At 72.2% G+C, this 11,145-nt stretch carries 11 protein-coding genes; 5 read left to right on the top strand and 6 right to left on the bottom strand.

Annotated elements, in window-relative coordinates; all coding sequences use genetic code 11:
• The coding region (locus CG740_RS40895; protein WP_234376248.1) for an ATP-binding cassette domain-containing protein at window positions 1–549 on the bottom strand (549 nt) is incomplete at its 3' end.
• A gap of 155 nt (window positions 550–704) precedes the next feature.
• Entirely contained in the window at window positions 705–1,721 is a 1,017-nt protein-coding gene (locus CG740_RS13230) for a LacI family DNA-binding transcriptional regulator (RefSeq protein WP_100575277.1), read from the bottom strand.
• Window positions 1,722–1,952: 231 nt separating this feature from the next.
• Here CG740_RS13230 and argG point away from each other — a divergent pair, with 231 nt between their 5' ends.
• Window positions 1,953–3,401, top strand: a complete 1,449-nt coding sequence (gene argG, locus CG740_RS13225; RefSeq protein WP_100575276.1) for an argininosuccinate synthase — start codon at window positions 1,953–1,955, stop codon at window positions 3,399–3,401.
• A gap of 80 nt (window positions 3,402–3,481) precedes the next feature.
• Here argG and CG740_RS13220 read toward each other — a convergent pair whose 3' ends face one another.
• A complete protein-coding gene (locus CG740_RS13220; RefSeq protein ID WP_234376230.1) occupies window positions 3,482–4,861 on the bottom strand; it encodes a serine hydrolase domain-containing protein in 1,380 nt (459 codons plus the stop codon).
• A 280-nt stretch (window positions 4,862–5,141) separates the two neighbouring features.
• Here CG740_RS13220 and CG740_RS13215 point away from each other — a divergent pair, with 280 nt between their 5' ends.
• Together CG740_RS13215 and CG740_RS13210 are read left to right on the top strand one after the other, a co-directional pair.
• Window positions 5,142–5,591, top strand: coding sequence for a protein-tyrosine phosphatase family protein (locus CG740_RS13215; protein ID WP_100575274.1), 450 nt, complete (start codon window positions 5,142–5,144; stop codon window positions 5,589–5,591).
• Window positions 5,592–5,645: 54 nt separating this feature from the next.
• Window positions 5,646–6,893: an MFS transporter gene (locus CG740_RS13210; RefSeq protein WP_100575273.1), complete on the top strand. Its 1,248-nt coding sequence runs from the start codon at window positions 5,646–5,648 to the stop codon at window positions 6,891–6,893.
• A 192-nt stretch (window positions 6,894–7,085) separates the two neighbouring features.
• On the opposite strand, the gene CG740_RS13205 is transcribed toward CG740_RS13210, so the two are convergent.
• From CG740_RS13205 to CG740_RS13195, 3 genes are all read right to left on the bottom strand, one after another.
• The gene (locus tag CG740_RS13205) at window positions 7,086–7,703 is read right to left on the bottom strand and encodes a TOPRIM nucleotidyl transferase/hydrolase domain-containing protein (RefSeq protein ID WP_100575272.1); all 618 of its coding nucleotides are present in this window, start codon (window positions 7,701–7,703) and stop codon (window positions 7,086–7,088) included.
• 102 nt (window positions 7,704–7,805) lie between these two features.
• The gene (locus CG740_RS13200) at window positions 7,806–8,522 is read right to left on the bottom strand and encodes a rhomboid family intramembrane serine protease (RefSeq protein ID WP_100575271.1); all 717 of its coding nucleotides are present in this window, start codon (window positions 8,520–8,522) and stop codon (window positions 7,806–7,808) included.
• A 191-nt stretch (window positions 8,523–8,713) separates the two neighbouring features.
• Window positions 8,714–9,118, bottom strand: a complete 405-nt coding sequence (locus tag CG740_RS13195) for a VOC family protein (RefSeq protein WP_100575270.1) — start codon at window positions 9,116–9,118, stop codon at window positions 8,714–8,716.
• Window positions 9,119–9,284: 166 nt separating this feature from the next.
• On the opposite strand from CG740_RS13195, the gene CG740_RS13190 reads away from it, so the two are divergent.
• Together CG740_RS13190 and CG740_RS13185 are read left to right on the top strand one after the other, a co-directional pair.
• On the top strand, window positions 9,285–10,298 hold the full coding sequence (locus CG740_RS13190; RefSeq protein WP_100575435.1) for a helix-turn-helix transcriptional regulator: 1,014 nt from the start codon (window positions 9,285–9,287) through the stop codon (window positions 10,296–10,298).
• A gap of 68 nt (window positions 10,299–10,366) precedes the next feature.
• Window positions 10,367–11,122 carry an SAM-dependent methyltransferase gene (locus CG740_RS13185; protein ID WP_100575269.1) on the top strand — a complete coding sequence of 252 codons (756 nt, stop codon included), beginning with the start codon at window positions 10,367–10,369 and terminating at the stop codon, window positions 11,120–11,122.
• Window positions 11,123–11,145 lie beyond the last annotated feature (23 nt).

Here is an 11,145-nt window from a genome sequence, read left to right as displayed (position 1 = left end):
GCGGAAGAGCTTGTCCACCTCCCCGGAGGTGAGCACGGCGGTCGGCTCGTCCATGATCAGTACGCGGGCGTCCAGGCTCAGCGCCTTGGCTATCTCCACCATCTGGAGCCGTGCGATGCCGAGTTCGCGCACCTTCGTGCGGGGCGCCACCTCGACGCCGACCCGCTTGAGGAGCTTGTCGGCCGCCTCCTCCATCGCCCGGCGGTCGATCATCCCGAAGCGCCGGGGCTGGCGGCCCAGGAAGATGTTCTCGGCGACGCTCAGCTCGGGCACCAGGTTGAACTCCTGGTAGATGGTGGCGATGCCGAGGCGTTCGGCGTCCTGCGCGCCGTGGATGCGCACCTCGCGGCCGCCGGCGAGGATGCGTCCGCTGTCGGGGCGGTGGGCACCGGAGAGCATCTTGATGAGCGTGCTCTTGCCGGCCCCGTTCTCGCCGAGCAGGACGTGCACCTCGCCACGGCGCAGGTCGAAGTCCACGCCGTCCAGGGCCTGCACCCCGGGGAAGGCCTTGCGCACCCCTTCGATGCGGAGCAACTCCCGCTCATCCAGGGGTCGTTGTCCACCCCCCGGGTGCCCGGGGCCCGGGTGCTCGGGGCCCGGGTGCTCGGGGCCCGCTTGCCCAGGGCCCGCTTGCCCGGGGGGCGGTTGCCGCTTGTTCCGACCCACTGCTCGCTCGTCCTGATGCGCGGCCCGCTTGTCCTGACTCACTGCTCGCTCCTCGGGTTCGGGGCGGCCTCGCCGCAGGAACGGCGTACGACGAGACGGGCGGGGAGGGTGACGGAGGGCGGCGCGCCGCCGCCGATGAGGCCGGCGAGCGCCTGCACGGCGGCCCGGCCGAGCTCGCCGGTCGGCTGCGCGATGGCGGTGACGGGCGGATCGGTGTGCACGAACCACGGGATGTCGTCGAAGGCGGCGAGCGCGATGTCGGCGCCGATGCGCAGCCCGTGGGCGCGCAGCGCGTCGAGCGCGCCGAGCGTCATCAGGTTGTCGGCGGCGAACACCGCGTCCGGCGGCTCGGGGAGGGCCAGGAACCGCTCGGTGGCCCGGCGCCCGCTGGCCGCCTGGAAGTCACCCTGGCCAACGTATTCGTCGGGCAGCGGGAGGCCGTGCGCGGCGAGCGCGGCCCGGAAGGCCTCGACGCGCTCGCTGCCGGTCGTGGTGGCGGCCGGGCCCGCGATGATGGCGAGCCTGCGACGGCCGAGCCGGTGCAGATGGGCGACCAGGTCGCCGATGGCGGCCCGGCCGTCGGCGCGCACCACGGGGACGTCGATGCCGGGGATCCAGCGGTCCACGAACACGATGGGGGTGCCGCCGCGCACGGCTTCCAGCATCAGCGGTGAGCCGCCGTCGGTGGGCGAGACGAGCAGCCCGTCGATCCTGCGGTCCAGGAGGGTGCGGACGTGGTGGTCCTGGAGGTCGGGCCGTTCGTCCGCGTTCCCGATGATCACGCTGTAGCCCAGTGCCCGGGCCGCCTCCTCCACGGAGCGTGCCAGCTCGGTGAAGTAGGGGTTCAGCACGTCACTGATGACCAGGCCCAGCGTGCGCGTCCGGTCGGTGCGCAGCGAGCGGGCCACGGCGTTGGGCCGGTAGCCGAGCGCCTCGACGGCCGCGAGGACCCGGACCCGGGCCGCCTCGCTGACCGAGGGATGACTGTTGAGCACCCGCGACACCGTCGCGACGGACACTCCCGCCTCGGTCGCGACATCCTTGATGCCCGCCATCGCCGGACCACCTCCTCGTGGAACCGTGGAACCTCGACCCGATCCCACGCCCCGCGTCCGCCCGAACGAGCGCACACCTTGGCGTGGAATCGATTACACGCCCCCCATGGAATCGATTCCACCCGTACAGGGCAAGCCCTTTCGGCGGTAGCGAGACCGGATCGTGACAAGGACCCGGGTGGCGCCACATCATGGGTTGCATAAACATTCAGGAAGATGCATACTCTTCCCATGTCCAAGGTTCTCACCTCCCTGCCCGCCGGCGAGCGCGTCGGCATCGCCTTCTCCGGCGGCCTCGACACCTCCGTCGCGGTCGCGTGGATGCGCGACAAGGGTGCCGTCCCGTGCACCTACACCGCCGACATCGGCCAGTACGACGAGCCCGACATCGCGTCGGTGCCCGGCCGTGCACAGGCCTACGGTGCCGAGATCGCGCGCCTGGTCGACTGCCGCGCCGCGCTGGTCGAGGAGGGCCTGGCCGCACTCGCCTGCGGAGCGTTCCACATCCGCTCCGGCGGCCGCGCCTACTTCAACACCACCCCGCTCGGCCGTGCCGTCACCGGCACCCTCCTGGTGCGGGCGATGCTGGAGGACAACGTCCAGATCTGGGGCGACGGTTCGACCTTCAAGGGCAACGACATCGAGCGGTTCTACCGCTACGGTCTGCTCGCCAACCCGCACCTGCGGATCTACAAGCCGTGGCTGGACGCGGACTTCGTGACCGAGCTGGGCGGCCGCAAGGAGATGTCGGAGTGGCTGCTCGCCCATGAGCTGCCGTACCGCGACAGCACGGAGAAGGCGTACTCCACGGACGCCAACATCTGGGGCGCCACCCACGAGGCCAAGACCCTGGAGCACCTGGACACGGGTGTCGAGACGGTCGAGCCGATCATGGGCGTGCGCTTCTGGGACCCGTCCGTCGAGATCCCCACCGAGGACGTGACGATCGGCTTCGCCCAGGGCCGCCCGGTCACGATCAACGGCAAGGAGTTCGCCTCGCCGGTCGACCTGGTCATGGAGGCCAACGCCATCGGCGGCCGCCACGGCATGGGCATGTCCGACCAGATCGAGAACCGGATCATCGAGGCGAAGAGCCGCGGCATCTACGAGGCGCCCGGCATGGCGCTGCTGCACGCGGTCTACGAGCGGCTCGTCAACGCGATCCACAACGAGGACACCCTCGCCCAGTACTACAACGAGGGCCGGCGTCTGGGCCGCCTCATGTACGAGGGCCGCTGGCTGGACCCGCAGGCGCTGATGGTCCGCGAGTCGCTCCAGCGCTGGGTCGGCTCGGCCGTCACCGGCGAGGTCACGCTGCGGCTGCGGCGCGGTGAGGACTACTCGATCCTCAACACCACGGGCCCCGCGTTCAGTTACCACCCCGACAAGCTGTCGATGGAGCGTACCGAGGACTCGGCCTTCGGCCCGGTGGACCGGATCGGCCAGCTCACGATGCGCAACCTCGACATCGCCGACTCGCGTGCCCGCCTTGAGCAGTACGCGGGCCTCGGCATCGTCGGCACCGCCCACCCGGAGCTGATCGGCGCCGCCCAGGCGGCGGCGACCGGCCTCATCGGCTCGATGCCGGAGGGCGGCGCGGAGGTCATCGCCTCGCGCGGCCAGGTCTCCGGCGACGACGAGCTGCTCGACCGTGCGGCGATGGAGTTCGGCACCGACTGATGTCCGATGCCTGTCTACGGCGGCGGCCCGCTCCCCCAAGGAGCGGGCCGCCGCCGTAGGGCCCTACTGCCGCCGCCCGCTCACCCCGACGAAGGGGTGGCCGAAGCCGACGAGGACGGCGAGGACGGCGAGGACGGCGAGCTGGACGAGGGTGAGGACGAGGACGGCGAGCTGCTGGATGAAGCCGAGGACGAGGACGACGACGAGGCGGATGCCGAGGCCGATGCCGACGAGGACGGACGCGGCTCGGGCACCGGCAGGCCGAACACATGTCCCGGCGTCACGATGCTGCTGACCGCCTGGCCGAAGAGCGTGCTGGGCTCCGTCTTGCCGTCCAGGATGTCCGTGTTGAGCACCACGACCATCGTGGCCTGCGACTCGGGCAGGTACACGGTCAGGGTCTCGTAGCCGGGCAGCGATCCGTTGTGGCCGATCCAGCCCTGGACATTGATGATGCCCAGGCCGTACCCGGCGCCCGGAATCCCGGTCGGGACCACCTTGAGCCGCTCGGCCTGCGTCTTCGGGGACAGCAGGGTGCCGGTGGCGACCGTGCGGGCCCAGCTCTTCAGATCCGGGAGCGTGGAGATCATCGCGCCGGCCGCCCAGCCCCAGGAGGGGTTCCAGTCCGTGGTGACGGCGACCTTCCCGTCGAGGGTCTGGTTGGTGTACCCCTGCGGATGCGGGCTCGGGAATTCGGCGCCGACGGGGAAGCTGGTGTTCTTGAGCCCGGCCGGCGTGAGGACCTTCTGCTGGATGAAGTCACGCAGCGGCATACCGCTCTGCTTCTCCACGACGAGGCCGAGCAGGATCAGATTGGTGTTGGAGTAGAAGTACTTCGCGCCGGGCTGGAACTGGATCGGCTGCTTGTAGGCGTAGGCGAGCAGCTGCTGGGGGGTGAACGGCCGCTTCGGGTCGGAGAGCAGCGCCTGCACGAAGGCCGGGTCCTCCGTGTAGCTCGGCAGCCCGCTCCGCATCTCCGCGAGCTGCCGCAGTGTGACCTTGCCCCCGCCCGGTACGCCCTTGATGTACTTCGAGATCGGGTCGTCCAGGCCCGCCTTGCCCTGGTCGACCAGTTCGAGAAGGGCGGTCACGGTGAACGTCTTGGTCTCGCTGCCGATCCGCACGAAGAGGTCCGGCGTCATCGGCTTGCCCGTCGCCTTGTCGGCGACGCCGAAGGACTTGAGATAGGTCCCCTTGCCGGGCGCGGACACGCTGACGGACACTCCCGGGACGTTCGCCTCGCGCATCACCTTCTGGATCGCGGCGTCCAGGCGCGCCGTGACGGCCGGGGTGAGCTGGGTGAAGCCCGAGCCGCTCGACGCCGAGGCCGAGGCCGAGGGGGACGGCGCAGGGGGCGCGGTGGCGGCGTACGCGCTGCCGACTGCCGCCGGTACGGTCAGCAGCGCGGCGGCGGCGACACCCGCGCACGCCCTGCGCCACTGGTGGTGTGAGTACCTCACGGGCAGGCCTCCTGCCGGTCGAGGAGCGTCCGGACGACGACGTCCGGGCGGGAACATCCTGGCGGGACATCCCGACAGGGACGTCATCCGCTACCACGCTAGGCCCGCCCCGTCCGCCCCGCATGGTGGCGCCCGGTTTGCGGAGCGGCCCGCTCCGTGCTGGGCCGCACCGGCGGTCGCGGCCACCGGCCCGCCGACCCGCGCTCCCTCCCGCCGCCAATGCCCTTACCGCACAGGGCCGTTGACTCCGGCATCCGCGGACCGGGCCTAGGCTCGGCCGATGAACACGACCTGGAATCCCGCGGCGGACGGCGTCCTGCACCTCCCGTCGGGCCGCCTGGTACGCGGCCGGGGCCTGAGGAGACCACTGCCCGCCGGCCCCGAGCCGGAGTTCGCCCTCCATCTGCTCGGCCGCCGCCCGGAACCGGTCGAGTGGGACCACCGGTGGGTGCGCTGGCCGGACTTCTGGCTGCCCGCCGACCGGGCGGGCTTCGCCGCGGCCCTGCGTACGCTGCTGGACCGCGCCGGGCAGGAGCGCGTGGAGATCGCCTGCGGCGGCGGCCTGGGCCGGACCGGCACGGCCCTGGCCTGCCTCGCCGTCCTGGACGGCGTCCCCGCCGCGGATGCCGTCGCGTATGTGCGGCGGCACTATGCCCGCCGGGCGGTGGAAACGCCTTGGCAGCGGCGGTTCGTCGCCAACTTCACCACAGAACCTTGCCCTCAGACGTAATAAGCAACAAGCTAGCCCAGTCCTTACCGTCCGCTCAGGAAACGGACCGATGCCGTGGCTCGCCTTCTGCCGGACGCCGGCCCCCTCCGCACTCTCGCCGCCTCCAACTTCGTCTACGCGGTGGGGAGCGGCCTCTACCTCACCGCCGGAGTCCTGTACTTCACCCAGGACCGGCGCCTTCCGGCCGCCGCGGTGGGCCTCGGGCTCGGGATCGCCGGAGCGTTCTCGCTCGCCGTCGGCATCGCCGTGGGGCATCTCGCGGACCGGCGCGGGGCGCGGGGGGTGTTCGGGGCGACCCTGGCCGTGCAAGCGCTGGCCACGGCCGCGTTCCTGCTAGTCGACGGGTTCTGGCCGTTCGTCGTCGCGGTGTCCGTGGCCCTCGGGGCGAAGGGTGCCGGGAACGCCGCGCGCAGCCCGCTCATCCGGCACCACGGCGGGGCCAGGCCCCAGGCGTTCCGCGCGTATCTGCGGGCCGTGACCAACATCGGCATATCCCTGGGGGCGGTACTGGCCGGCTGGGCGGTGCAGATCGGCAGCCACAGCGCCTACCGGGTACTCGTCGTGGGCAACGCACTGGCCTTCGCGGCGGCCGCGGCGCTCCTGTACCGGCTGCCTCCGGTCCCACCGGTACCCGCGGCGGCCGGCCCCCGGTGGGGCGCCCTGCGCGACCGCCCCTACCTCGCGCTCACTCTCCTGGACGGCGTCATGGCGATCCAGTTCAAAGTGCTCACGGTGGCCGTGCCGCTCTGGCTGGTGACCGCGACCACGGCTCCACGCTGGCTCATCTCCGGGACCATGCTGCTCAATACGGTCATCGTCATCGCGTGCCAAGTGCGGGCGAGCCGGCACGTCGACAGCCCCAGGGCGGGGGCGCTCGCCTATCGCCGCTCGGGTGTCGCCTTCCTCCTGGCCTGTGCGCTCATCTCGCTTTCGGCAGGTGTCCCGGCCTGGGCGGCCGCAACTCTCCTTCTGACGGCGGTGGTTGTGCACACGGTCGGTGAACTGTGGCACGCCGCGGCCGGCTTCGAGGTCTCCTTCGCCCTCGCCCCGAGCCACGCCACCGGCCAGTACCTCGGCGTGTTCGGGCTGGGGGCGGGGCTCGCCGAAGCCGTCGGGCCGACCCTGCTGATCTCGCTGTGCATCACCTGGGGCCGACCCGGCTGGTACGTCGTCGGGGGCCTGTTCACCCTCGCCGGGCTCGTGGCGCCGGTCGTCGTCCGCCGGGCCGGGAGCAGAGCCGCCCCTCCGTCGCAAACAGTGCCGGCGCAGGCGCAAGCCCTGGGTGGCGCACGTGGCCAGTAGCCCCACCCCTCACGGTGCGGACATCCGGCACGTCGGCCCGCCGCACGGACCCGGCCGTCGCCCCATCCCGTACGCGGGCGCCGGCGGCCGGCGAGCCGGTCCCGGTCCCGATCCCGGCCCCGGCCCCAGCCCCGATCCCGATCCCGATCCCGATCCCGATCCCGATCCCCTACAGCGTCACAGCCTCCAGGCTCACAGGCTCACGAGCAGCGCATCGAGCGGAGCCGGTACGTGCGCCGGGTCGAGGGACTCCGCGAGCAGCCGCCCGTACCGGATCTTGCGGCCCTTCTTGGTGCCCAGGAACCGGCGGAGTTGAAGGTGGCGGGGCCGGTCGTGCTGCGCGGGCTGGTGCAGGAAGGTCTCCCAGGCGCGCAGATCGCCCTCCGCCGCGATGATCTCCTCGACCCGGGCCGTGCCCAGGGCGCGGATCAGCTCGTCCTCCAGGTCCGCCGCGCACACGAAGAAGCCGGGGAGCGGGGCACGGGCGCGCCGCAGGGCGCGTTCGTAGTAGCCCTGCTCCCGCTCGTCGCAGAGCCCGGTGAGGCGCAGGCCGAGACCGGGCGGCCCGAGCAGACCGGCGTAACGTCCCACGTTCATCGCCCCGCCCATGGACACGACGCACACCCCCTCCGCGCCGAGATCCCGGCCGCGCAGCCCGGCGAGCGCCTCGACGGCCGCGAGATCGCTCAGGCCCTCCAGCAACACCGCCGTCCGCAGGGCGAGTTCGGCCGCCAGCTCCCTCGCACGCGCGCAGGAGCCGCCGGCCGCCCAGCGTCCGACCGCCTCCCCGAACATCCCCACATCCGCCATGCGGCGAGTCTGCGCGCGCGGCGGCCGCAACGGCACCGATTTTCCCGCGACCCACCGATGGGCCGGCGCTCCCGCCGACAGCACCCCTGTGCCACGGAGCGCTCAGAGCAGGCCCAAGTCCCGCAGTTCCCGGTGGAGTTCGGCACGGCCGGGGTCCAGTGCGGCCGGTGTCCCGGCGGCGGCCGGCTCGCCGCCCGCGACCGGTACCGGCCCGCGCCGGTCACGCAGCAGATACGCCCCGGCCATGCCGCCCACGAGTCCGCCGAGGTGCGCCAGCCAACTCACTCCGGGGGTGCCGGGGACGGCGACGGTCACCAGATAGGCGAAGGAGGCCGCCATGACCAGGCCGATCAGCGTGTCGATGAGCCTGCGGTCGAACAGGCCGCGCAGCACCACGTATCCGAAGTATCCGAAGATCACGCCGCTGGCGCCCACCACGAGGGTGTCGGTGTCCTCGAAGAGCCAGACGGCGAGGCCGCTCGTCATCGCGACGAGGAGGGTCAGCCACAGGAAGCGGACCACGCCCCGGTACGCGGCAAGGAACCCGAAGACGAAGAGCGGCCCCGAATTGGCCTCGACATGGCTCCAGCCGAAGTGGAGGAACGGCGCCACCAGGATGTCCGGCAGCCGGCCCATGTCGTGCGGGACGAGCCCGAACTCCCGGTCCAGCCGATAGTCGCCCAGCCAGTTCACGAGGTGCAGGGCCCATACGACCGCCATGAACCCGAACATGACGAAGAGCGCCCTGCGCGCCTCCGCGACCATCTCCTCGGCCGTGCCATGACCGGCCGCGTCCCACCCCTGCGTGTCCCTGCCCATGCGATGCGCCCCCGATTTCCCCTCGCCCTGTGGGCGACGTTCCCGGGTGCATAGTAAGGCCGTACGAAACCCCGTTGGAAACGGACGTCCCAGGTGGGGGGCGGTGCGGGACGCCCTCGGTGAGCCGCTGCGGATCACCTCCGCAGCCCATGCGGGTCACCCCGGGAGCCGTTGCGGTCCCCCCTCGGCCCTCAGCGGGCGAGCCTCGCGGCGGCGGCCTCGGTGACCGGCGTGAAGAAGTTGACGAGGCTTCCGTCGGGGTCGCGCACGAGCAGCGAACGGTTCCCCCACGGCATGGTGGTGGGCGGCTGGACGCACTCGTCCACGAGACCGGAGCCGAGCAGGTTCCGATGCACTCCGTCCACGTCCTCGACACGGAATTCGAGGATGACGCTGCGATTGGCCTCCGGTTGCGCGGCGCCCGGCGCGAACATCGGCACCGTACGGGTGCTGCCGATCGCGAGGGTGGCCGAGGCGGTCCTGAGCTCGACGAAGTCCGCGGTGGACCAGCTCGCCGTCAGCCCGGTGGCGCGCTCGTAGAAGCCGACGAGGCGGGCGATGTCGCCCGTGATGACGCGGATCGAGACGAAGTCCATGGTGATCTCCCAGGATGTGAGGGATGTGAGGGATGTGAGGGGTGTGACGGGTGTGACGGGTGGCGTGGAAGGGGTCTGCGGAGGGACCGGCGTTCCGCGCCTCTGACCACACGGTATGACCAATACCGGACAGAATCCGCCCGGTATCCGGGAGATACTCGACGGCATGGCCCGACCCATTGCCCGCGTACTCACCCTCCTCGAACTCCTCCAGTCCGGCGGCACCCGAACGGTGTCCGAACTGGCCGCCCGGCTCGACGTGGACGAGCGGACGGTGCGGCGCTACGCCCAGCACCTCCTGGACCTCGACGTGCCCGTCGAGTCGGTGCGCGGCCGCTACGGCGGCTACCGGCTGGCCCCCGGCTACCGCATGCCGCCACTGATGCTGAGCGACGACGAGGCCCTCGCCGTGCTGCTCGGCCTCGTCGCCGGTCAGCGGGCCGGCCTGATGCCGAGTACGGGGGTGGCGAGCGAGACGGCCGCGGCCAAGATCCGCCGTGTGCTCCCCGAGCGGCTCGGCCGAGCGATGGACGCGGTCCTCGACTCCCTCACGTACACGGCTCGGCCCGATGCGCCCCCGGCCCCGCCCGGCCCGCCTCCCGGCGCCGTTCTGCTGCCGCTCGCCGACGCCGTGCGGCATCACCGGCCGGTCGCCCTCCGGTACACCTCCGCCGACGGGCGGCGCAGCGCGCGCACCCTGCATCCGCACGGCCTCGTCGCCCACTCGGGCAAGTGGTACGTGACCGGCACGGATCCCGCGGTCGGCGCGGACCGGACGTTCCGGCTCGACCGCATTTCCGAAGCGAGGGTGCTGCCCGGCTCGTTCGTGCCGCCCACCGGGCCCGATCCCGCCGAACGCGTCCTGTCCGGGCTCGCCGCGGCCCCGTACCGGCACGAGGTGAGCCTGCGCATCCAGGGGACGGCCGAGCAGATCCGCCGCCGTCTGCCCGCCGACCTGGCGGCCCTTGCGCAGCTGCCGCCCGGCGCGGGAGGAGATGGTGAACCCCCGCTTTTCCGCGCCGAGTTGAGGGTCGAGCGGCTCGACTGGCTGCCCGGCGTGCTGGCCGGGCTCGACCTCCCGTTCACCATCGAGCGCCCCGCGGAGCTCCGCACCCGGGTCGCCGCCCTCGCCGACCTGCTCGCCCAGGCGGCCCGATCACCCGATCCCAACGTGCCATGAAGCGGGGCCAGTTGAGGAGCCCGCGGAAACCCGGTGCGCACGGAGCCACCCCGTGCCAGGCTCCCCCGATGAACCGTGAACAGATCTCCGGACTCGCCCACGCCGACCACCCCATCGCGGCCCCGCTCGACGACGACGCCGTACGCCGGCTCCTGGAACACGGCATCCCGCGCGGCGACGCCCGCGTACTGGACCTCGGCTGCGGCGGCGGCGAGTGGCTGCTGAGGGCGCTGGCCGGACACCCCCGGCTGCGGGCGGAAGGGGTGGACATCGCCGAGAGCGCTCTCCGCCGGGCCCGCGAGGCAGCCCGGGAGCAAGGTGTCCACGAACGCCTCACCCTTCACCGCGAGGACGCCGCACGCTTCGCCGCCGAACCCGTCTTCGACCTGGTGATCATCATGGGCTCCGCGCACGCCTTCGGCGGCCTGCTCCCCACCCTCGCGGCGGCCCGCGCACACCTGGCGCCGGGCGGACGTGTGCTGATCGGCGATGGCTACTGGGAGCGCGAACCCGGCCCCGAGGCAACGGAGTTGCTCGGCGAGCTGGACGCCCTGCCCATCTTCCTGGACCGGGTCGTGACCGATGGATGGACCCCTGTCCACGGACACCTCAGCACCCGCGCGGAACTCGACGCCTACGAATGGGCCTGGACGGGATCGCTCTCCTCGTGGGCCCTGGACCATCCCGACGACCCGGACAGCGCCCAGGCCCTGGCGGCGGCGACGGTCCACCGCGCCGAATGGCTGCGCGCCTACCGGGACGCGTTCGGTTTCGTGTCCCTGGTCCTGCGCCGGACGCCGAAGGAGACCCGACGCGCGCAGTGAGAAGCGCTTTCAACCGGCTTCGG

This window comes from Streptomyces sp. CB01201, assembly GCF_002803085.1.
In the GTDB taxonomy this organism is placed as follows: domain Bacteria; phylum Actinomycetota; class Actinomycetes; order Streptomycetales; family Streptomycetaceae; genus Streptomyces; species Streptomyces hundungensis.
The sequence above is the reverse complement of the archived record's forward strand: the minus strand, read 5'-3'. Positions and strand labels throughout refer to the sequence as shown.